General features: G+C 35.4%; 18 protein-coding genes. 7 read left to right on the forward strand and 11 right to left on the reverse strand.

The window, feature by feature from the left end:
- The first annotated feature begins 7 nt into the window (after positions 1 to 7).
- Positions 8 to 1042 carry a diphosphomevalonate/mevalonate 3,5-bisphosphate decarboxylase family protein gene (locus tag CG11_RS11505; protein ID WP_052596321.1) on the forward strand — a complete coding sequence of 345 codons (1035 nt, stop codon included), beginning with the start codon at positions 8 to 10 and terminating at the stop codon, positions 1040 to 1042.
- A 50-nt stretch (positions 1043 to 1092) separates the two neighbouring features.
- Here the strand turns inward: CG11_RS11505 and CG11_RS11510 are convergent, their stop codons facing one another.
- On the reverse strand, positions 1093 to 2505 hold the full coding sequence (locus CG11_RS11510; RefSeq protein WP_156039748.1) for a hypothetical protein: 1413 nt from the start codon (positions 2503 to 2505) through the stop codon (positions 1093 to 1095).
- A gap of 747 nt (positions 2506 to 3252) precedes the next feature.
- Between CG11_RS11510 and CG11_RS11515 the strand changes: the two genes are divergently transcribed.
- Positions 3253 to 4404 (forward strand): T9SS type A sorting domain-containing protein, encoded by a 1152-nt coding sequence (locus CG11_RS11515; RefSeq protein WP_081909531.1) that lies wholly within the window; start codon positions 3253 to 3255, stop codon positions 4402 to 4404.
- Between the two features lie 577 nt (positions 4405 to 4981).
- On the forward strand, positions 4982 to 7129 hold the full coding sequence (locus CG11_RS11520; protein ID WP_052596326.1) for a T9SS type A sorting domain-containing protein: 2148 nt from the start codon (positions 4982 to 4984) through the stop codon (positions 7127 to 7129).
- Between the two features lie 187 nt (positions 7130 to 7316).
- Here the strand turns inward: CG11_RS11520 and CG11_RS11525 are convergent, their stop codons facing one another.
- The 4 genes from CG11_RS11525 to CG11_RS11540 form a co-directional block, all read right to left on the reverse strand.
- Positions 7317 to 8252 carry a hypothetical protein gene (locus tag CG11_RS11525; RefSeq protein ID WP_052596328.1) on the reverse strand — a complete coding sequence of 312 codons (936 nt, stop codon included), beginning with the start codon at positions 8250 to 8252 and terminating at the stop codon, positions 7317 to 7319.
- Positions 8253 to 8356: 104 nt separating this feature from the next.
- Positions 8357 to 9109, reverse strand: coding sequence for a DJ-1/PfpI family protein (locus tag CG11_RS11530; protein WP_052596330.1), 753 nt, complete (start codon positions 9107 to 9109; stop codon positions 8357 to 8359).
- Between the two features lie 124 nt (positions 9110 to 9233).
- Entirely contained in the window at positions 9234 to 9812 is a 579-nt protein-coding gene (locus CG11_RS11535; protein WP_052596538.1) for an NAD(P)H-dependent oxidoreductase, read from the reverse strand.
- Positions 9813 to 9890: 78 nt separating this feature from the next.
- Positions 9891 to 10379 carry a Crp/Fnr family transcriptional regulator gene (locus CG11_RS11540; RefSeq protein WP_197043829.1) on the reverse strand — a complete coding sequence of 163 codons (489 nt, stop codon included), beginning with the start codon at positions 10377 to 10379 and terminating at the stop codon, positions 9891 to 9893.
- A gap of 372 nt (positions 10380 to 10751) precedes the next feature.
- On the opposite strand from CG11_RS11540, the gene CG11_RS11545 reads away from it, so the two are divergent.
- The 3 genes from CG11_RS11545 (at position 10752) to CG11_RS11555 (ending at position 14558) form a co-directional block, all read left to right on the forward strand.
- A complete protein-coding gene (locus tag CG11_RS11545; RefSeq protein ID WP_081909532.1) occupies positions 10752 to 12887 on the forward strand; it encodes a T9SS type A sorting domain-containing protein in 2136 nt (711 codons plus the stop codon).
- A gap of 392 nt (positions 12888 to 13279) precedes the next feature.
- A complete protein-coding gene (locus CG11_RS11550; RefSeq protein ID WP_052596336.1) occupies positions 13280 to 13714 on the forward strand; it encodes a hypothetical protein in 435 nt (144 codons plus the stop codon).
- A gap of 457 nt (positions 13715 to 14171) precedes the next feature.
- Entirely contained in the window at positions 14172 to 14558 is a 387-nt protein-coding gene (locus CG11_RS11555; protein ID WP_052596338.1) for a hypothetical protein, read from the forward strand.
- A gap of 122 nt (positions 14559 to 14680) precedes the next feature.
- Here CG11_RS11555 and CG11_RS11560 read toward each other — a convergent pair whose 3' ends face one another.
- Positions 14681 to 16678 (reverse strand): hypothetical protein, encoded by a 1998-nt coding sequence (locus tag CG11_RS11560; RefSeq protein WP_052596340.1) that lies wholly within the window; start codon positions 16676 to 16678, stop codon positions 14681 to 14683.
- 339 nt (positions 16679 to 17017) lie between these two features.
- Here CG11_RS11560 and CG11_RS11565 point away from each other — a divergent pair, with 339 nt between their 5' ends.
- Complete coding sequence (locus CG11_RS11565; RefSeq protein ID WP_052596342.1) at positions 17018 to 17728, forward strand: ComF family protein; 711 nt, start codon at positions 17018 to 17020, stop codon at positions 17726 to 17728.
- Here the strand turns inward: CG11_RS11565 and CG11_RS11570 are convergent.
- From CG11_RS11570 to CG11_RS11590, 5 genes are all read right to left on the reverse strand, one after another.
- Positions 17717 to 18238 carry a class IV adenylate cyclase gene (locus CG11_RS11570; protein ID WP_052596343.1) on the reverse strand — a complete coding sequence of 174 codons (522 nt, stop codon included), beginning with the start codon at positions 18236 to 18238 and terminating at the stop codon, positions 17717 to 17719. The genes CG11_RS11565 and CG11_RS11570 overlap by 12 nt on opposite strands.
- 135 nt (positions 18239 to 18373) lie before the next feature.
- Positions 18374 to 18718: a hypothetical protein gene (locus tag CG11_RS11575; protein ID WP_052596345.1), complete on the reverse strand. Its 345-nt coding sequence runs from the start codon at positions 18716 to 18718 to the stop codon at positions 18374 to 18376.
- Between the two features lie 3 nt (positions 18719 to 18721).
- Positions 18722 to 20251, reverse strand: coding sequence for a sensor histidine kinase KdpD (locus tag CG11_RS11580; RefSeq protein ID WP_052596347.1), 1530 nt, complete (start codon positions 20249 to 20251; stop codon positions 18722 to 18724).
- A gap of 73 nt (positions 20252 to 20324) precedes the next feature.
- Positions 20325 to 21254, reverse strand: coding sequence for a RimK family alpha-L-glutamate ligase (locus CG11_RS11585; protein ID WP_052596350.1), 930 nt, complete (start codon positions 21252 to 21254; stop codon positions 20325 to 20327).
- Between the two features lie 96 nt (positions 21255 to 21350).
- Positions 21351 to 23153, reverse strand: a complete 1803-nt coding sequence (locus tag CG11_RS11590; protein WP_063833088.1) for a tetratricopeptide repeat protein — start codon at positions 23151 to 23153, stop codon at positions 21351 to 21353.
- Positions 23154 to 23204: the final 51 nt, after the last annotated feature.

The following is a 23204-nucleotide window of genomic DNA, read 5'->3' on the forward strand; positions in this document are numbered from 1 at the left end:
AATTTTCATGAAAATAACTTGGCGTAGTCCCTCCAATTTAGCTCTCATCAAATATTGGGGAAAATATGGTCGTCAATTGCCCAAAAATGCTTCCATTAGTTTTACCCTTCAAAATGCCTATTCAGAAACTTCGTTAAGCTATACTCCCAAAGAGGACAATGGAAAAATAGAACTTGATTTTTTATTTGAAGGCAAAGAGAACGAAGCATTCAAAAACAAGATTGTTCGTTTTCTAGAAAGTATTACGGAATACTTTCCGTTTCTTACAGCTTACAAATTGCATTTAGAGTCACACAACTCCTTTCCTCACTCGGCTGGAATTGCCTCTTCTGCATCTAGTATGAGTGCGTTGGCGCTTTGCCTTTGCAGTATGGAAAGAGAAGTCAGTATCACCATGCCAAATGAAGAATTATTCTTTCGCAAAGCCTCAGATATTGCTCGTTTGGGTTCAGGATCTGCGAGCCGTTCTGTTTATCCTTACTTGGCATTGTGGGGCGTTACTGATTTAGCAGAAAATTCTTCCAATGAATATGCCATTCCTTTTGCCAAACAGGTTCACGAAGTTTTTCACAGTTTTCATGATGATATTTTGATGGTTAGCAAAAAAGAGAAAAGTGTTTCTAGTACAGCAGGGCATGCGCTGATGGAGGGCAATCCATTTGCAGAAATTCGTTACCAGCAAGCGCACCGCAACTTAGAAAAACTTTTGGTAGCCCTAAAAGAGGGCGATTTGGCAACTTTTGGAACCATCACAGAGCAAGAAGCCCTACAATTACACGCTTTAATGATGACTTCTGAGCCTTCGTATATTTTAATGGAAGGCAATTCCATAGAGCTAATCAAACGTGTTCAAGCTTGGCGCAAAACAACAGGAAATCACCTTTATTTTAGTTTAGATGCAGGGCCTAACCTCCATTTGTTATATCCTGACTCGATCAAAAATGCTGTTCAAGAATTTATAGAATCCGATTTATTAGATTTCTGTGAAGGACGGCAGTACTTGAAAGACCAAGTTGGCAAAGGACCTATTAAGCTGTCATAATTCATAATTACTTATAGGTATACTGTCTGTAAAACTTAACGGACAGTATACTACATTTTTTCGCCTAGTTGCTCCAATAACCACCGCTTTTCAGGTAGTGGATTGGTCGCTGTTATTTCTTCTTTCAAGGCAGCTTTTTGTTCTTTTGTATAAGCATATACTACCTTTTGTGTGAATCGAATGGTATTTAAAAAACTTTGTTTGTGGGTAGAACTCAACTCAGATTTTCGGCGAACAAATTGTGCAAAACTATGCAAAAAAGACTCTAACAAATCAAAGCTTTCTTCAACAGCATAGATTTTAAGCAACAATAATTTTGCTCCTATCGTCATAAACAAGTCGTCATATTCCATTGAAATCAAAAGCTGTATGGCTTTATCATAATTTTTGGTAGCAAAGTAATAATTAGCTGTATTATAATGCACATAACTTTCCCGATGTTCTGGATGCAACAGATATTCTCCTTTAGGTATTAAATCTTTGACAGCATCGAACTTTTCTAGATGCAACCCAATAGTTACCGTGTTTTTGTAAGCAATGTGACTCAAATAATCATTTTCTAAAAGAACCCCTGTTTCTATCCCATTCATATACAACTCAAATGCTTCTTCTATATAGTAACGCTCTCCTTTATTCAACCTCTTAATACAATAATTGATAGCCATTTCGTACAACTCCCTAAATTCATCCTTAGGCAAAAGATTTGGATATTCTGTAATATAACTTTTTAACCGAGTATAATTATCATCGTCCTCTGGTTTGGTCAATGCCATATAACAAGCATGATAAAACTGTATGCTATGAATAGAAGCATAGTTCCCTGCTTCTATAGCTACCAAGATGGCTTCTATAAACGGGATGTCATACTTTGTCTTAAATAAGTTTTGGTGTGTAATACTAATACAAGCATAACGCAGTGTACTCAAGACAAATACCACAGAAGAACTATTCATTACTTCTTGCAAATGAAGACTCGTACTAGTTGGCTGATCAGTATCCGTTTCCAAACGAAACAACTCCAACTCCAATTGATATTTTGTCCAATAATATTCTTCATTTCGAATTGTTTCTTCTGCCAAGTTATTCAATAAAGCTTGTTCTTGTTTTTCGGCGTCCTTTCTCAAATCTCTTTTTCGAAAACTCCTCAACAAAAGAATTTCTCCATTTTTTTCGTCCGAAACATACTCAATATATCTGATAAAATTTTCTAATACATCTGTCGCAAAAGACATGACATGACGCAAACGGGCCATGTTCATTTTTTTATTCGGGTACAAATGTTGGAAAACACGTTCTCGGTCTGTTGTTATAGGTGTGATTCCCTTTCTTGAAAAAAGATACTCAAACAATAACTGAACATCTTTGTGTTTGTTGTGGATAGGGGATTTTATCCATTTCTTAAGCTGCCGAATCTCTCCATCATCCAATGTCTGATACAGCCTTATCAATTTGCTTTTATACATGATAATAATTATTAGAAAAGGCTTTTTAGCCATCAATTATTCATTGTGGGGCGAAGTAATTTAGAGTTTTTTTCTGATAAATAAGAATTCATTTATCTCAAGTTATTTAGCTTTTTAAGAAAATAGAAATCTCTGTATAGGAAGATCATTTGTAATTTTTTTTCTTTTTTTAACATAGCACTGACACTAAAAAGAAAAAAAAACAGTAGATGGCATTATTCATGTGGCTAATTAATTGACACTATTTATCTAATTTTGAGTAATCATTTTTACATAATTATGATAATAAACTCAAACGGAAGTTTTACTTACCATCTATTATAAACACTTATGTAAGGATATTTATTGATTTGCAATAAGTTCATTTATTTTTAAATCAACATATCTTAAAACAAATTTAACACAGGATATTACTTCGTAATAAAAAAGCACAATAAACTGAAAAACAGCAATTTATAAATTTGTAAAATAAAAAACTAACTCCCTAAATATCAACTTGTTAGCTTCATAGTATTTTTATAATAACAATAATAAAAACAAAATGAATACTATGAAATATCTGATAAAATAAACTTAAAAAATGTATAAAATAGCTATTACAAAAGAGTAAATGGCATTTTTAAAGCTATCAAGTACATTATTTTTTCTGACAAATGGTCTTTTTTGTATTACACTATATATATATAATGTTATAGATTTGTAAAACACACAAGGACTAATAGCAATAATAAATTAAAGCACGCAATTATGAGACTCACTATACTTACATTTGTTTTCATTGTTTTATACCACGTATCTGTTGCCCAGATATCGCTTGCTAATAGTAATTTGCAAAACAGTAATAACTGTCCATTAATGGAGGTGAGTATTAACTCCAATAACAATAATGGCATTGTTGAGGTCTCTTATTGCAACCACGGTAATACTACTGCGGTAGGTGCTTATGTAGAAATCGAGGTTACCAATGAGTTATTAATTACACAAGCTACCATCCCTGTTTACTCTGTAGTTGGTAAGAAATACACCTTTCACCTCGGTAATGTTAATAGTTCGGAATGCGCTGCATTCTATATTGAAATACCTAATTCTGAAAAGAAAATACATTGTACTAATGTACATATATACCCCGACGACCCTTGTCAAGGAATGATTAACCAATTCATTATCAACAATGCAGGCAACAACAGTGATAATGGTGTCGGGAATGGAAATAACAATGATGATACTAATGATACTAATATCAACACAGCAGTTACAACCACAGCAGCCAATATGCAATATAGTGCTCCTGGACCACCTGTTTTAGGTCAAGGTAGTAGTTCTGTTTTTGAAGATCATGTATTCTTAGATAATATTCCAACTTGGGATAGTTTATTATCTGTTTTGACTACTAGTGGTGTTCAACCAAACTTAGTTATTTCCAATAATGGCGCAGGAACAGCCAGCACCATTAATGATTTGAATGATATTACTACCTTGTTTTCTGCGGAACTATGTTCTAATAATAATCAAGGAGGAGGTCCAATTATTTTAGATATTCATAGCCAAACAACATCATTGGCTATAGGCGATAAAACAGTTTATGGTACAACACCCAATACAACTGTTTCTGCTGTAACAACAGAAGTTAAAGATTATACAAAAGAAGATAAAGAAGTAGTCGTACATTTATTTCCTAATCCATTTAGTACAACGGCTACAATTACTATAGATGGCGCTGATTACCAGCAAACAACACTAGAAATTCTAGATCTTGCAGGTAAAACCATCCAATCGTTACAAGTGAACAAACAACAAAGCATTACGCTTCATAGAGAAAATCTTAGTCAAGGAGTCTATCTCTATCGCTTAATTGGAGATGACATTGCTATTCATACAGGTAAATTCGTTGTTCGTTAATTCAGTGATCTGAAAAATCACGTTAAGTTTACTTACAACTAACTTCACCATTACAGTTGAGAGAATTTAGTCCATTCTCTCTATTAACAAGTTGAATTTCTAAGGTTGGATTATAGATTTTCCAAATCTTAGAACAGGCAGAGTTATGCCTAATTTTATCAGAAAAAGTTCATTACACAAATTGCTTGCAAACCTATTTGAATGATAATAGTGGCCGTAAGGTCACTGTTATCTAATAATAGATTTGTTCTTTAATATTGCTTATTTTTTAAACTAAAAGTTAATTTTTATTGCTTAGAAATAGTAGGAAGGGTGGTCAAGAAATAATGAATTCAAATGCAGCTTCGTGGGGACGATTAGCATAGGAACAAACCTGACCATCTTCCGAACTTTCTATCATATAATGTCTAGTCAACATTGTATGGCAATCCCTTTTTTTTCTTAAGCCTCTTAATAAACAGTACAGAGTCGTCTTAAGTCTTTATGTTATCATTTATTGACTTAAAAATATTAGTCATTTACGTTTCAGGTCTCTGAATCACAGTACAAATCTTACTAATTAAAAATTTAAACTATCATGATTAAATTTAACCTATTCTTTGTTTGCGCATTGGCACTTGCAAACCTATGCTCTATAGGAGCCAATGCTCAAACTAAAATTTGGGGTGCAGGAGCTTCAGCTGGTTCTGCAGATGGAGAATTCCAAAATGCATTCACACAATCAACTACCTCTGGTTCTTACTCCGCTACTTCTTGGACAGCACTTTCTGTCAATGAAGGTGGTGGAAGTGTTACCCCAGGTAATGCCTATTGGACAAGAAGTACTTTAGGTTACTCTCAAGGATACTATGCTGCTCCTGCGGGTCAAACACCTCCTCCTATGCCATCACCTTCTCAAGCGAATGGTGTTGCTATTTTTGATTCTGGCTTTATGGATAACAATGGAACTAGTGCTCAAGGAGTAGGTACATCTCCTTCTGCCCACAGAGGTGAACTAATTTCTCCTCGTATTGATTTAACAGGATATGCCAATACACCTTTAGTCGTTCAATTCTTTTCTGAATATAGAGATCATGATGTTGCAGAACTAAGTGTTTCTATGTCTGTAGATGATGGTCTAACATGGAGTACTCCATTTGATTATAGAGCTTTGCAAGCTGCTAATACATCAAGCATGGTTCGTGTTATGATGCCTGACGTTACCAATGGTGTAGCTAACTTAAGTCAATGTCGTATACGTTTTGTTTTTGATAAAGAATATTACTATGCAATGATTGATGATGTAACAATCGAAACAGCTCCTGCTTATGACATCGCTATCGGAACCCCAGATCCTAATGGAACTAATTTGAGGAGTTCTATCGATTTTGTTAAAATTGGAGGAAATAGATATCAAGCATTGTCTAATATAGACCCAACCAATACAAACGAATGGTTCTGGGGAGCAGAAGTAGTTAACTACGGTGCTCAAAATATTTTGCCAGCTAATAATGCTAAGATGCATGTTGTTATTGATTTTTACGATGAAATTAATAATGCTTTGACTCCTAATGTATATGTTGATAGCATGGCTATTGATACTGTAATAGGTGGTGATGTTAATGGTCGTCTATTTGTTGAAGAATTGGACAATATCAACTTTATTACAGCTAATGGAAAAGGTAGCTACCGTGCAAGATATTGGGTAACCCATAACGGTACCGATGCTGTTGCTACAAACGATACCGTTTCACACATATTTACGATTACAGGAACAACAACTAGCTATATTTCTAAAGCTAGAAGAGCAACTGCTGATGGACGCGTCTTCTCTTCTCGTAGTGTTTTCCCGGGAGTTAGTAGCCCTATTAGTGCCTTTGAATATGGTTCTGTATACTATTTCCCTAAAGGACAAGCAAGTGGGTTATCAATTGACTCTATAGAATTCCGTTATCAAGTACCTAATGGCTATACTGGTCCAGCATCACAATCTATGGCTGTTAAAATTTATAGATTAGTTGATGGATCTGGATCTTCTGCTTCAAATGGGCTTTTGGATAGCGATGAATTGACAGAAGTTGGTTTGGCTGTTGCACCTTTAACTGGTCTTGGTACCACAACTGCTGCGGGAAGCTATAAAGTAGCTACTGTATCTAGCTTTGTAGATGCAAGTGGTGCTGCAATGGGTGGCTTGGATAATCACGGTTTATATTATATTTCTTTGTTACAAGATCCTGCTAATTTAGGTGGAGCCATGTCAACCTTCACATCAACAACAGGACTTTGGATCGGTGCAGACGAGTATAACTATAGCTTAAATGCAGCCATGTCTATGAACGATACTATCATCAACCCATCTCCTTCTTCTAGAACAGATGCTGGTGGTTCGACTAACTGGAACTGGTTAGGTTTTGGGGCAAACATTGTTCCTTCTATTGGTATTCATATGGCACCATTCCCATTATCAACTAGTAATCCAGTGATCCAAACAGGTGAGGAAGTTGGTCTTACTGTATTCCCTAATCCTGTATCAACAAACTTAAACTTTAAAGTAGAGTTTGAAGAAGCACGCGATGTACGTTATATCTTAACAGATGTTTCTGGTCGTGTATTGTTAATGTTCAATAGTGATAATGTGACAACAGAAACACAAACTATCAATGTAGAGCGTTTCCCTACTGGTGTTTATTTCTTGACTGCTGAAACAGATAAAGGAGCTAAGACACAACGTATCATTAAAAAATAAATTTAAAATAACAGTTTCAGTTTGTTAAATTGTCCGTATCCGATTAACAATCAGTATAATTTACAGACGCGGTAACTATTAAATTGGTCCCTAATTCTTTGATAGATTAGGGACTTTTTTTATGCTTTTTTCCGTAAACTGTGGGCTACTATTATAGTTCTTTGGCAATCCTTTTCTATTATGAGTTTTATTCCTTTAATAACCCTTCTAGAGCCATAGCAGCTTGCTTCAAAGCAAGTACTTCTTTTTTGCTAAGTTCTAATAAGTTGACAATTGTCACTGTTGACCGTGCTATGCTACAAGGCAAACTAATAAAAATATCTTCTTGGATTTCCAATAGCTCTTTATAAAAAGAATTTATATTGATAGACAAAGGCATAAATTTTGGCTTTTTATTTTCTCCTACAAAACCTTCAACAATCTGACAAACGCACTCTGATACACCATATTTAGTAGCTGACTCTGTTGCTCTAATTTTAGTAGCTGCCATTTTCAAATCACTCAAGAGTTGCTCCTTTTCCTCTTCAGAAAGCAAACTATCAATACTACTATCTGTATTTTTATTCGCTAATTGGCTCTGTGAGTAAATAGGAGTCATATGCGCTCCATGTTCCCCCAATACCAAGACCTGAACACCATCTATATCTATCTTCAAATGTTTGGACAATAGATACTGCAATCGAAATGTATCTAATGAGGTTCCCGTCCCAACAACCAATATCTCGTTATGCAATACTTGACGAATCCAACAACTAATTAATTCTACAGGATTTGTCACTACAATTATTATCGCAGATTTTAATAGTTTTTTTCCTTTAAATACTTGATCTACAATTTTTTTATTGTGCTGAGCAACACTATTTCGATCCATTCCAGGAGCATTGCCATAACCTGCACTATAGATAATTATGTTCGACTGACACAACAATGCATCACTATTAATAATAATTGTATTGTTCCGAGCAGTGGCTGCATGTTCGAGATCAAGCAACTTCCCTTTGATTTCCCGAATATTTATATCCATCAAATTGAACAAGGTGCCTGTAAATTTGGACAAAAGTAATGATGTTGTTACTCCTCCTACTTCGCCAATACCTATAATAGAGATGACTTGCTTACCCATTATTTTATTTGCTTTATGAGATAACGAAAAGCAAAGGAGGGTATTTTACATACTTTTGCTCCCTCCCTTTACCTTTCAAAAAGATAAGCTAAAAGCCCTTCTTTTTATTTTTTCCAATTTCTAAGTCTATCAATATACAAATACTCTTCGACAAATTCTCTATGCGCAGTACTAGTCATTTTTTCTACTAAATTCAAAGCAGAAATGTAACTGGTTAAATTTCCATTTGAGGAACTAAATTTTCCATCCTCAACAAAGGTTACCAAACTGTCATCCTGAACTTTTAAATTGGGATACTGTTTCTGTAGTTCCCGACCACCTCCAATGTAAGTAACAATTTTATGACCATCTGCAATTCCTGACGCACCGATTAGTTGAGCTCCTGCGCAATTACTTACTATATATTGAGTTTCTTCGTTTTTCTTTTTTATAAAATCAATCATTTTCACATTACGAACCTGTGTATGCATGTCGTAACCACTTGGAATAAATAAGGCTGTCAATTTAGGACAATTATCAAATGTATAATCAGGAACCAAATGAATGCCTTCCTCTGTCGTAATGGCAGCCTTGGTCTCAGCTATCGTTATGACATTAAAAAGTTGTTCGAAATCTCTACTTGGCTTGCCAAAAACATCTGACGTTGCAATAACTTCTCCCTGCAAAACGCCATCGAACATAAGAAGTCCTATTGTTGGTAGTTCAGGTTTAAACGGTTTTAAATGTTTTGCTAATCCATCCTTTTGATTTTGTTGCTGGGGAGTTGGACTTGTGCCTTGAATGGTTTCTGGTTCTGAGCTGTTGGTATTGCAGCCAACTATAATAGTGGCCAATACAATAATCATTAATTTTCTCATTTTTATATTTTTATATTTTTTAATTATTCAATCGTTCGTTAAAGCTACTCAGTAGTAACATCGCTGACTAAAAGCAAAGCGTTCACTAGGTTAGCATTCAAAATCAGCCCATTGGCACCTACAATTATTTCAAATGACTCCCCATTTGCTCAATTTTTTCAATCCATTTATTCCTCCATTCTCTTGTGGAATCTTTCAAAGGACCAATAGACGTTATTCTAACAGGTTTGATGCCCGTAAAATGTAAAATGGATCTTTTTATAGAGTGATGACTTGGCTTCCCAAACAGGAGTCCATAACTCCACCCAGGCTGGTCTAATGTGCAAATCACTCTGGCACTTCTTCCTCCTAGCATTTTGTCCCACCAAAGAGAATTTTCTCTTTTTTTATATGAAAATGGCGCTAAGAATGTTCGATCAAAAAAACCTTTCATAATAGCAGGAAAACCTCCCCACCATACAGGAAAAACAATAACAATGTGTTCACTCCATCGTATTTTTTCTTGAGCATCTACCAAATCTGGCTCCAATTCCATTCTCTTTCGATAACCAAATTCAAGATTAGGGTTAAAATCTAATTCTCGGATAATAATTTCTTTTACTTCTGCATTAGATGCGTTGGCTCCTTTTTTATAAGCATTACTAAGACCAAAATTGAAACTTTCTTTATCAGGGTGTCCGTTAATAATGAGTATTTTTTTCATCCTATTGATGTTTTTATTCGCTATTGTTATTTTCTCTGCAAAACTCAACATAATAGGAGATAATTCATTTGATATAAATCAAATTCGATTTTTAGGATTCCTTATTCTGCTCAAAGTTTCTAGTGTTATTCCCAAATAGGAAGCAATATGCATCAGAGGGACTCGATTGGTTATATCAGGGCGAATACCAATCAACTGCTCGTACCTCTCTTGAGCTTTATTGAATAATATAGAAGATAGTCTTTCTCGCAACCCGAGCATTGTTTGGGTAACTACTTTGCTAATCAGTCGTTCAAAATCATGGTATTTATTACAAAGATTATCTATCGCATCTCTCGAAATTTCCATAACTATCGAATCTTCAACAAACTCAATATAATGAGGACTTGGTTCTTTGCTAAAAAAGCTGACAATGGAACACATAAATTCATTTTCAAAGGCAAACCAATCTGAAACATCTTTTCCATCTTTTAAATAATAGGCTCTTGCACACCCCTCTATAATCAAAAACGCTTTGCCTGAAAATTGTCCTTCTCGAACAACTACTGTTCCTTTATTAATCGTCATTAAATTCGAATTAGCGATAAATTCACGTTGACATTCGGCAGACAGTGGCGCGTAAATTTCACCAATTTTATTTACTATTTTTTCAAGTTGCATTTTTAAAATTATAAATCATATAAATCCGAAATTGAGAAAGCTAAAGATAAACAATCTCTATTCAAAAGCTAGAATTTCATCAATCTCTGATGAGGTTTATTCCTTTTTCAAGCCCGCAATACAATTAAAAGATTTAACCAATGTTTAAATCATTCAAAATCTTATAATTAACATTTTTTTTAGTATTTTTAATATCCCCACAACGCACTATTTACTAATCTATAAAGTAAAATTTTGCAGCTGCAACAACTCTAACCTATTTTACTAATATCATTCACTATGAAAACTAGCATACTTTGTAACCTCTTATTATTGCTATCTATGTACTCGTTGTGTGCTCAAACCAAAATTTGGGGTGCAGGAACCAATAATGGTGCTGCCGAAGGAGAATTTCAAACGCCTTTTATTACTACAGGAACCAATAACAACTACGCTCCAAATGCCTGGACAGCCCTATCCATCTATGATACAGATTCTATATCTCCTGGAAATGCCTATTGGACTAGAAATACTTTAGGGTATTCGCAAGGAGCTTATGCCGCTCATCCTTGGCAAACACCTGCTCCTCTCCCCTCACCATCTCAAACTAATGGGGTCGCCATTTTTGATTCTGACCTTTTGGATAATAATGCTGTAACAGGTGCTTTAGGAACGGGAACTTCTCCCAGTAGACACAAAGGTGCCTTAATTTCTCCTAGAATTGACTTGAGTGCTTATCAAGACAGTAGTTTAATGGTTCAATTTTTTTCTAGCTATAGAAGTTATGACATAGATGAATTAAGTATCGCTATGTCTACCGATGATGGTACAACATGGACTCCTTCTATTAACTACCTAACGTTACAAGCTCCTTTTAATCCTGGGTGGATAAGAACGTATTTTCCTAGTTTGACTAATGGTAGTAATAATCTCACCAATTGTCGCCTAAAATTTACATTTGAAGGAGAGTACTATTTCGCTATGATTGATGATGTTTCTATTGAGGTAGCGGCAGATTATGACTTTGCGATTGCTCGTCCCAACCCTAGTAGTCCACAATTAGAAGAACAAGGCGATTACATAAAGATTGGCAATAATCAGTACTTTGCCCCCATTAACTTGTCCGTTGACGATATTCAGCAGTGGTACTTTGGTTTGAGAGTTGTGAATCATGGTTCAAAGGATCTGCTGCCCAGCGACTCTGCTATGATTTGCCTAAGAATTGATTTTTATAACAATCATACCAATGTGGCTAATGTTTATAACGACACCATCCTCGTAACAGATACATTACTTGCTCACGCTCAAAATTCTATTTTTGGAACCAAAAATCTAAAAAACATTAACTTCTTCATGTTATACGGTCAAGGCACGTATCGTATTACCTATACTCTACAACACCGCCAAGTCGATGCTTACAACGATAATGATAGTGCGAGGTATTATTTGAACAATGCAGCGCACCTTTACCAACATACCTATATTAATTATCTATCTAAAGCACGACTCTCTAATTCAACAGCAAAAGTACTTACAACCTCCGCTATTTTTCCAGCACGAAAAGATCTAACAAGTTACGAATATGGTTCCATGTATTATTTTCCAAGAGGCAATACCAACCAAATTAGAATTGATTCTATTGACTTTGGGTATTTCGTGCCTTGGGACTACACGGGAGATAGTATTATGAACCTCACCGCAGAGATTTATCAATTTAGAGATACGGTTTACAACAATGGTATACTTGATCATCTCAACGAATTGCAACATGTTGGAACAGGCATGATTCGCTTAACAGGGATAGGAACAATCGTTCCACCAGGTTCCTATGGTTTTGGGCGAGTTATTTCTTTCGTCAATCCTATTTCAGGTAGTACAATGCACAACTTAACAAACAATGGATATTATTTAGTGACTATAAAACAAGAACTAGTCAGCAGTACCACCTTAGATTCCACACAACATCTCTGGTTTGGAGTAGATGCATACAGCAACTTTGCTCAAAATATGGCTTTAACCAATGTTAGCAATGTAATACCTCACTCATTTGTTACAATAGCTATAGACTCTAACCAAAATAAAGTTATCAATACACAAGAACATGGGAGCCATACAGTCCCATCAATAGGTCTTCATTTGGGAGGCAGGTCTGGATATTGTAGTACAATAGAAACCACAGCTTATCCGTCCACACTTTTGAATATTTCCCCTAATCCCGCACAAGAATTCATTAATGTTCGTGCTAATTTTAAGAACCAAACATCAATTCAATACCTTTTAACCGATTTTTCTGGTCGCATTCTTCAAACAAAGACACAAAACACAGCAAGTGCCCCACAAGAGTTTAATATTAAGGAACTTCCTGCTGGCATATATTGGATTTATGCCAAGAATAAAAACGAAAAAACAACTGCAAGCTTTATAAAAGCTAAGTAACATTCTACATTTACTTGTTTTTTTTCTTGTTTTTTTGTTTTTTGCAATAAACATTCAATCCCTCATTCTTATAAGGGTAACAATATGTTTTCCAAATGCATACATAAATACCTCAAATGTTTTTTATAGATTTATAATAATTTATAAAATCAGAAGTACTTTATGCTTTTAGTAAAATATTGAGTGTTATAAGTAAGTGGACAGAAAAAAGTATAGTTAAAAATGTAATTGTTTTTAGTGCTGTTCAAAGAAAAGAATTGAAGTTTTAGCGGGCTAAAACGAGATTTTTTGATGAAGAACAGTGCAAAAAGAATTCTATTTTGCCTATAATTTTTTATGAACGATTACTTACTACAAAAAATAAGTCTTTAGTTTATCTTAAACCAACTTTTATGAAAAATAATATTTTAACTTTATTCAGTCTTGCTTTCTTGCTAATGGTCGTAGCTTGTTCAACTCCATCTCCAGAATCAGCAGGAGCTGCGGCTGATGTTCATTCTAATACAAGAAGTGCTCCATCAGCTAATCAAGAAGAAGACTTCAATATTTTATTGGCTCGTAAATGGCAAAATGAAAGTGGAGAAATTTACATCAACCTAAAAATTGATGGTTCTTTCGAAGGGCAATTTGACAGCGAAAACATTGTCGTTGGTCAATGGTCAGTTTCTGATGACCAAAAAACATTGACTCTACAAGGCACCAAAGCATCAGACGGCAAAGGTGATAACTTGAATGTTTCTTATACTATTCTAGATATGTCTTTAAACAACATGAAGGTGTTGGATCAAGATGGAAAGGAATTAACATTTGTTTCACCTGACAAATAGCACCAACTTTTTTATAAAACCTTTAGTTGTGTTGCTATTTAGCAAGTAAAAAATCAGTAGGGAATGTTCACTCTACTGATTTTAATTTTTCCCCTTTTACGTACCAAACGATATTGTCAAGACATCACAGGCTATTATTCCTAGTTGATTTTATAGTTTCTTATTATATCCATGAAGTACTGATTCCTCCCAAACATTCTACCTACGAAGCTGTTACATAATAAGATCGTATGGAACGTCCCCTATATTTAAGCCGCTTTTAGCTTAAATATGCTAGTAATACAAAAAATTAGTTCGCTATTATTGTTAATAATGATTTAATATTTTATTTTTCATAGAATAAACTTTCTAGAATAATTTTGCGCACAACACTAGAGAAGTTTTACCTCTTTAAAAAAACGTCCCTTTACTATCTTCTAATTATTATCAAATAGCATGATTTAACCTATCACACACTATGAGTAAACACGTATTTTTTTCTATCCTAACCTTTTTAATGCTTGCCACAGTCCCTACCTTACAAGCAGGTTTTAATACATCTTATCAACCTCCCTTTATTTTAAACCAAGAAGACACTTATTTACTTTTAGCACATAAGTGGGTTAGTGGTACTATTTTTCTTGATTTAAACATTAATGGTTCATTTGAAGGTACTGTCAACAACCAAACTGATTTGTACGGCAATTGGGAAATTTCCAACAACCAAAAGACCTTAACTCTAACCAACAGCCCTGAAGATGAAGATGAGTTTAAACTAGAGTACACCTTGTCTAATATATCGTTTGATTCCATCACTCTAATTGATAAAAAAGGAAAAACCATTGTCTTAGAAATTGCAGATTAATGCATCAGCTCTCAAATTGGTCTAAGTAGTTAGTTGGCTTAAAATATCTTATACAAAAAAGAAAACGCAGCAATCCATTTTAGACTGCTGCGTTTTTTCATTTTGCGATACCTAAGTACGCTCTAGCGCTTGGTAACAGTTTCTGCTGTTCTTTTTTTGTTAGAACGCATTTCTTGTTTTGCAGCCGCTTCCTTTTTGTCATGTTTCTCCCTTGAAACACTGTTAAGTTCTCCTGCCGTTACAGCTCTTTGTTGTTTCACAATAGCTCCACGTTCCAAGTAATTTTTTTCTCTTCCCGCATTGTACAGAATACCATATTCTTTTGTCTTTCCATAAGCTTCTGGTGTATAGTATTTGCCAATCTCGTGCGGACGTTTCATTCTAACATTAGTTGTATAATTATCAATTTTTGATTGGTAATATTGAATAGTAGGATCATTTCTTTGTGCATGTACTGTCCAAGAAACTTTAGTGTTAGGAGCACCTGCAACAACAAATTGATTGTTCGCAATTTCAGAAAGCACATAAGGCTGTGTCGCCGTTCCGATTGCTGTTAACTGATAACTTGGATTAATATTAATCGCATCAAAATAATCTGGTAACTCTACAATAGCTTGTCCATTGGCACCCAACTCAATCACCCCTCTATACATATTTAAGACCTCATCAGATTCTATACAAAAATGACGTAGGGTTTTGTTTTCTGGATCTAATGGGTGGTCAATCATAAATGCCTTCGTTCCCACAGCAGCAAAATCGGTATTCGAAAATAAACCCAAATTATTTCCTCCATTGGTAGAACCAACAACTCCCAAATCACCACCAAAACCAAAAACACCAATACCTTCTCCCCCTCCTGCATCCGCAGATTGAGAATAAATAGCAGCAGCCTGATTTGCTGCAACAACAGGTGTAATATAGACTTCTACACCACTTCCGTCTGCGGTTCCATTATTGTTGACCAATATAGTAGGGTCAGCACTATTATTAGAGGCACTAATAGCAGTTTTGACTAAACCTGGAGTTGGAGAGGTCCCTGTTGCCATATGGCTAACAGAAAGTACGGCATATTCAGAAGTTGTATTCGCTGGTCCTGCTGCCACTGTCGGGTTTCCCATAAATACATCCACAGCATTTCCATTGTTTCCATAATGTTGTACCTCTACAGCATTTCCACCACCACCAGCACCGCCACCAGTACCATTGTAGTTAACAATCAACCCTAAGCTATTTCTAGTTGCTGCGGTATTACTCATCGTTATATATTGCCCTGTACCATCTCCACTATGAAAAACCCCCAACCCCATATCGGTATTGGCAGCATTGCTCAACACAATTTGCTCTCCTCTACCTAAACCATCGTGAAATAGGGAGTATATCATACTGGTATTAGCAGTGTTTAGAATTCCAATTTCGCCTCCTACACCTGTTCCTGAATGATATAAAGCAGATCCTGTTGCAGCATTGGCAGCATTGGTCAAGCTCATAAAAGAAGCTCGCCCAGTTCCCGCATGATATAAAGCGGTGCCTGTAGACGCATTGGTTGCCTCTGATAAGTCCACATACACACCTCGTCCAGTTCCTGCATGTCTCAAATCATATCCAGTAGATGCATTCGCAGCATTACTCATATCCACATACATGCCCACACCTGTTCCTTGATGAAATAACGTATATCCTGCTGCTACATTCGCTGCATCCATATATAAATCAACTCCTCTAGAAAAGTTTCCTGTACCATTTTGTACTACCTGTAAAGCAGGTTGTGTAGCACCAGCATTTGCTTGAAGTACGTCTAACCCTACTCCCAGACCCTGGTTATTAGATATAATCGAGCTTGCTGTTGAAGCTGTGTGTGCCATAACATTATTGATACCTGCACCAGATGTAGCATTCGCTATAAATAAAACAGAGCTGGTATTAGCAGTATTGGTTGGGACTAATTCGACTGAATTACCTGCTGCACCTGCATGATCTACCAAAATAGCATCAACACCCGCTGTTTGATTAACATGCAGTTTCGCTGTTGGGGCAGCGATGCCCACACCAACATTTTGTGCATTGACTTTAGCAAACCCTAAGATAGCGAATGCTAAGATAATTGTAGTTTTTCTATTCATAATAATAATAAAGTTTGAATGGTAATAATTTATCTTTGTTTAGGGGGAATATTAAATTTAATACTTAAAACTCAATAATTCAATAGCTTATTTGTATTTTTTATTTCTTTTTGCTTTTTTATTATAATAAAAATCAATTAATCCATTTATATTTCTACTAATTTCACATTTTTCATTTTTTTATTTCGCAACCAAATAGCACATAAACAACTGATAAACAACAATTTAAACATAAATTTACAGTCATATAAACTCTTGATCATCAATTAAATACACCAAATATCATGCTATACTATTTTCTACAAAAAAAGCATTGAAAATAAATTGACTCTATTAAACATGCAAACGCCTTTCCAAATACTCTCTAAGCCACTTCTAAGTCTTGTTAATTTATTTTACCCAAGACTCTGCTTTGCTTGTCAAAAAAACCTCATTTCTGAGCAAACTTCAATCTGCATTCATTGCAATTACAAATTAACACCTACTAACTACCACTGTACTTCCCCTAACCCTGTACTAGAACGTTTTTGGGGAAGAGTAGAATTAGTCCATGCAACAACAGCCTACTCTTTTTCTAAAGGAGGAATATTGCAACATTTGATTCATCAACTTAAATATGAAAACAAGCCTCAAATTGGCATAGAGCTGGGCAAAATGTATGGGAGTATCCTAAAAGATAGCCCTCTTTATAGTACGGTTGATTATATTATTCCTGTTCCTCTACATCCCAAAAAGAAACGACTACGAGGTTATAATCAAGCTGCAATGATTGCCAAAGGATTAGCCATCTCAATGGGTACAAAATGGTCTTCAGAGTATTTAATTCGAACCAATAACACCGAAACGCAAACCAAAAAGTCAAGATTAGATCGTTTCGCTAATGTGGAACATGCCTTTGAGATAGGCAACGGTAACGAAATAGAAGGCAAACATTTATTATTAGTGGACGATGTAATTACAACAGGCGCAACACTAGAAGCTTGCACACAGACATTGCTACAAGTCAACAATACAAAAGTTAGTGTTGCAGCTATTGCTTTAGCCAATTAAGTCCAACAACATATCGCTATAAGAAACAGCCAATAAGTCGTCTTTCTTAATGTTTAGAATATTCATATAGGCATGACATTGCTCTTGCAGCTTAGTTTGTCCTATACTACCATCTTCGTCGATAGCCTCTATTTCTACAAAGGTTCCAAGACCTTCTACTCTATCCAAATGAAATTTGACAGTATCAATAAAAAAGATTTGACGCTTTTTGTCCACAACTACCTTAATTCCTAAAGCAGCTTCTAGAGTAGCTTTTAATGCAGCACTTTCATTGGGTTTGTAATAAGTAATAGAAGATACTTTAGGAGCCGCTTGATTTCCCCTATTGTAATGAATTAAAGCATTTTCAATAGTGCCTTCTCGTAGTTTTAAACGACCTTGGGGTACTTCAAAATAAGTATCTATTTGATGATCCTCTCCTTTATAGTCTGCGTCATACTCTTCAAGTATCTTTCTCAATGCTGCAATATTGGCGCACCTTGCTTTTATTTCTACGTTTGTCCAACTCATAGTCTATTTATTCTTTATACTCCTTTTATTTACTAAAAAGTAATTATTTAGAAAATTTTAAAACCCACTCCAAACTAGTGATTGGCAGTTATATGTTTGTCTATTTCTTCATCCAATCGATAATGTTTTATTCCATCAGCTATTCCATCCATCTCCTTCCTCTTCGTAACGTTCATTATACTCAATTCTAGTCCTTGCTTTTTGTTTTTCTCGTTCAAAAATCAATGCTGCTAGTACTTTGTGGGGAGGTTCAGAGGCTGCTGGATGGAGTGCTCGATGGACTTTTTGTTCGTTAATATCCAAACGATACAACACATAAAACAGCTGTTCCATATTATTATCCAAAAGCTCTAATACAAATTGTTCCAAGAACTGTAACAATTCTTGTTCTGTAACATCTTCGGGGATGTGTTCTACTTCAAAATCTTTTTGTACAAAAGCCGACGTTTGTTGTAGAATGAGTGCCTGTTTTTCTATCATATTTTATCCCTCTTGATTAAATGGCATTGAAACAATAAATGTAGACCCCTTGCCTAGTTCTGATTTTAAGTCAATCGTTCCACCATGAGCCGTTACAATGGCCTGCACATAACTGAGTCCCAATCCAAAGCCTTTAATATCATGTAAATTCCCTGTAGGAACTCGGTAAAACTTATCAAATATATACTTTCTTGCTTCCTTACTAATTCCCAAGCCATTATCTTGAATTTCAAATTGAAAGCCATTGCCAGCATTTCTTGTTCGTATGGTAATAATTGGCTTTTCAGGGGAATATTTGTTGGCATTGTCCAACAAATTGTGAATGATATTGGTAAAATGAGTTTCGTCTGCTTGAATAACCGAATTGTTCGCATTCAGTTCTAGAATAACTTGTCCTCCTTTTTGTTCTACCTGCAAAGCAATTTTTTCAGCAGCATTTAAGATCACATCTTCGGCATAAACTTCCACCAAATTAAGTTTAAACTCTCGCTTATCAATCCTCGCCATTTGTAGAACTTTCCCTACTTGGCTGTTCATCCGTTTATTCTCTTCCTCTATAATATTAACAAAACGCATGGCTTTTTCTGCTCGTCCCTTGTCGATCCACTTTTTGATGGTGTCTGTTGCAATAGAAATGGTGGCAATAGGTGTTTTAAATTCATGCGTCATATTATTTAAGAAATCGTTTTTCATTTCTGACAATTTCTTCTGTTCTACAATGACTTTAATGGTATAATAAAAGCAAAAAATGACAATACCTGTAAAAATAAATGTACTAATCAAATGCAACCACAGTCCACTCCACAAGAAGCTTCCTTTGGCAGGAAAATCCACATAAAGTCGAGCAATTTGTTCGTTAGAATTAGGAAAGAGGCTAATTTTATACCTAAAATTGGAGCGATCTCGATAACGCTCGCCACATTCTTTGGCTACAGGATTGAGCAAAACAAAATCCTCTTCTTTATTCGAATAAACCCCATAAGCGCAAGGTGTTGTAATACCTTTTTCGATAAGTTCCTCTTGTATCAAAGTATCCAAGGACTTCATACTAATTCTTTGTTGTACAGGAATATCTTGAACAATTCCATGGTGTACAAAGAAACGTTCGAAGTGAATCATATACGCCTCTTTATTTCCTTTCTTCCAACTCCTAGTAGTCTCTGTTGTTTTGAAGTTATCCACCAAATGTTCGACTTCTTGCTTGGGCAGTGTATCTACAGAAGAGTATTGTTGTGTAGAATCAGACTCATAATAATCCGAAATTTCATTCACTTCCAAAACCGTTGCAATCTCTCTGGAGTTATTCGTAATAACTGTTGTCAAGCGAGGCAAATCATACAAAGCAGCAGTTTTTTCAATTTCCGTTTGCTCCATTTTAGAGACAATATGGTCTAATGCATTGTTGATATTGCCATCAAAAAGCTCGCTATTCAACTGAAAAGCAGAAATAATAGAATACACTTGCATTCCAAAAATGCCAATCAAAGCACTAGTAACCATTAATACGATTTGCCAAATTGCCTTTTGTGTCATGTTTTGTTTGTTGTTAACGCTAATACGATTTTTAGCAGGCTATAGTAGTTTTTTTGTACAAAAAAATATGCCCTTACTTTGCTTTTAGAGTTCTATTTTCTAAAGTTTGCTTGTACATTAGAATAGCCTTTGCAAGTTGGTCCGCTGCTACTGGATGTTTCCTAAACCACATCTCGGGTTCAATGAGTTCTATCTCAGACAAGACAATTCGGTCATCATTATCCCACACCAAATCTACACGAGCATAAATTGGTTTTTCGGGACAAGCTGCAACTACTTTTTCGGCAAAAGCAATTTCTTCAACATTTGCCTTATAATCTTCTACAGAGCCACCAAAGTCATCCTGAACTCTAAAATCGCCTGCTTTGGCACGTTTTCGAACAGCATGAGTTACCTTTCCATCTATTACCATAAGAGCAATTTCACCCTTCGTAACAATCTGTTTTAAGAAAGGCTGCAAAAGCATCGCCTCTTGCTCAATTAATTCTCTAAAGATTTCCTCATAGGATGCTATTGTTTCTTTTTTGATTCGATATGTATGTCGTCCTCCTGCTGAAACAACAGGTTTTAAAACCATTTCTTCCCACCCCAATTCTTCTTGCCACTCTTGCAATGTTGTTTTAGTTTTTGGCGTAATAATTTTAGTAGGAGGTATCAACACCCCTCGGTCCATCAAATCTTCTAAATAGTGCTTATTAATATTCCACTCAATTTGGGTCGCAGAATTAATTAACTTACTCTGCTTTTTGACGCGTTCTAACCACCTCGAAAATTCCAAATATCGACCAGAATAGTCCCAACAAGTTCTCAGCAATACAAATGTAGTGGCAGACCAATCAAAATCAGGGTTGTCCCAATTCGTTCTGACTACCTTCAAGCCTTGTCTTTCCAATGCTTCTTGCACCAAACGATCTTCAGTCAATACTTGTTCAACATACCAATTAATCTCAGTAGGATTAAGGTAATCAACTGCGGTTATTATTGTAATGTCGTATTGCTTCATAGTATTTTTCTACATTATAACAAAGAGGCTACCCCTTTTGATGCGAAGTAACCTCTACTGTATATATCATAATATTTTTTGATAAGGTTAGATTACTTACACGCCATCGCCTCTTAACTTACGGAATCGTTTTCTAGCTTCAACAATAAACAAAGAACCTGTATGCTCGAATAAGATTTTTTCATACAATTCCATTGCCTTTTTGGAATCCCCCAATCGTTGTTCATAAATTTCTGCCATTCTAAAGATAGCATTATCCACTAATATTCCATCTTCATATTCTTTTGGGATACGCTCCAAATAATTAATTGCTGTTTCATAATCTCGATATTTAAAAGCTATTTCTGCTTTTGCAAACAAAACATCGTCTCCCAATCCATGATCACTATATTGTGTCATAATGCTATCCATAACAGCAATAGAAGCATCAAATTTATTTTGAAAACGCAACAACTCTGACTTTGCAAACATTTCCATAGGACGCGTTGTGGTATCCAAGGCTGAATGTTCCAATATAAATACCGACAAACCAATCGCATCGTTAGAAATCAACTCAGAAGTTGACCCTTTTAAAATATCCAATTGGTCTTGCGCCCATTCAAAATCTCCTTTATAATACGATAATTTTGCATTTTTATAGCGAGCCAATTCACCCAATGGCGCATCTTTCATCTCTTTATCTACTTGAGAGTATAGCAAAGTAGACTCCCAAACTTCTCCTTGCATTAGATAATAATCTCCCAAATCAAGCTTGGCTTCCGATTGAGCTACTCTAGACAATTGAGGCATTTTTACTACCTCTTCTAATACCGTAATAGCCTTGTCTAAGTCATTCAAATAAAACGCTTGCAACTCTGCCATTTCTTGCATGATTGTAGCCGTAGTATAACTACGCCCAAATTCGTCTATATAAGCCTGATATTCGCCTTCTAACAGCACTAATTCTTCTCTAGTATACTTAAATCCTTCTACCAAACGATCTCTTTTGGCTATCAACACAAACCTCTTAGAGTCAATATAATAAGGACTGTCGATTCCTTTTTCGTTGATAATATAGTTATACGCCTCAATTCCTGCATCATATGCTTTCTCACGAATAGCTACTTGTGCCAAACGATAAATTCTATTTCCATTCTCTCCTTGACGCTTATCCAACGCTTTAGCTTGACGTAAGGCATTTTCAAAGTCTCCTTGTTGCTCAAAAACCCAAATCAACATAACAGAGTAAATAGTCACTTCGGGGGCTTTATTTATTCTAGCATACAATTGCTTCTTCAACTCTGTAAAACCATCATTTTGAGACAATTCTCGTTGAAAAAAAGCTTGAATATTGGTCATTCGATTGGGCAAATACTCCAAACAATCCAAGTAACTTTCGATCATTTTAGGAATATCTCCTTTCAAGCGATAAACCGACCCCATTTCATAGGCAAACATATTTTTGATTTTCATCAACTTCGATCCTTTTTCATAGGTCTCTATCGCATATTGGTAGCCTTTGTTTTTGATAAATGAGTTGGCTAGTTTTACGATTTGAACTTGGTTGGGGGCTAATAATTTAATTGCTTTTTGATATTGCTCATTCGCTTTATCTCTATTTCCTTGACGTTCGTACAAAACACCATAACTCACATAACGTTCGACTTTTTCGGGAGAAGCTTTAATTGATTTTTTCATCATTTTCTCAGCTTCTTTGTAATCTTCCAACTCTAACAAGGTGACAAAGTAACGCTCAAAAAAGTAATCGTTGGCTCGATTCTTTTCGTGTAATTCTTTGTACAACGCAGCAGCCTTTTCAAACTCTCCATCAGAAAAATACTTTCGTGCCAATGAAGCCGTTTGAGCTGAAACTTGACTTGTTATCAATAATGTTATAGAAAAAAGAAATAATCTTATCATGTTCATTTTTTTGTATTAATCCTCCTGTTTTCAGCAACAAGAAAGTTTGAT

The sequence above is a fragment of the Aureispira sp. CCB-QB1 genome (assembly GCF_000724545.1).
Classification (GTDB): Bacteria; Bacteroidota; Bacteroidia; order Chitinophagales; family Saprospiraceae; genus Aureispira.